The organism is Providencia sp. UF-224 (assembly GCF_058245955.1).
In genome coordinates, this window is sequence record NZ_JBSICC010000095.1 from 1 (window position 1) to 707 (window position 707).

A 707-nucleotide genomic window follows, 5' to 3' on the forward strand; every position below is an offset into this window, starting at 1 on the left:
TCGTGCGGTGCATAATGATTGACTTCACTCAACGTTTGCGCGGAACAGAACGCCAGTAGTGCGACTAAATCCGCTTGCTCCCATGACAACAACCAAGAAAAATCGGCTTGCCATACGTCAGGAAGACGCGCTGACCATGACTCAAATTGCGTATTGAGTAATTGCAATGCTTCACTGTCTTGGGCTGTCGGCGCATTTTTGAGTAACTCGTCCTGAGCAAGTGAAAACTTAATGTTAAGCGCAGTTTTGGCACACGGTGAACCAAACACCTGAATGCACGCATCATGCACCAAAATCGCCAGTGCTACGTTCGGATGCTGAGTCAGTGCTGCTTGTACTGCTAACGTGCGCTCTGAGGACAAACTTTTGCACAATGCCGCGCTGTAGGTAGAAACAGTTTCTACCGTAGTTGTTGACTGCTCACTCAGATTTTCGGAGGTACTTTCCTCTTCAATGCGTTGCTGTTCCTGTTGTGCTTGGTCAATCACACCACGAAGCACACAGGGCTCACCATCACGGTCAAGGTAGACAACTACGCCTTTTGTTGCTTTTCCATCAGCTGTCCACGCCTGATTTTTAGTACGGTCTTTAATGCCCTCGATTTGCTTCTCGCAATCCGCCACGGCTTGCCAAAGATCAGCTTGTTCATTTTCGTCGTCGGTTTCCCATGATTGCTGGCGTAAATCCGTTTCACGGGCACGCAATTC

General features: G+C 48.8%; 1 pseudogene. It reads right to left on the reverse strand.

The window, feature by feature from the left end:
- A pseudogene (locus tag AC4IFO_RS22970) lies at nucleotides 1-707 on the reverse strand (hypothetical protein); the annotation flags it as partial.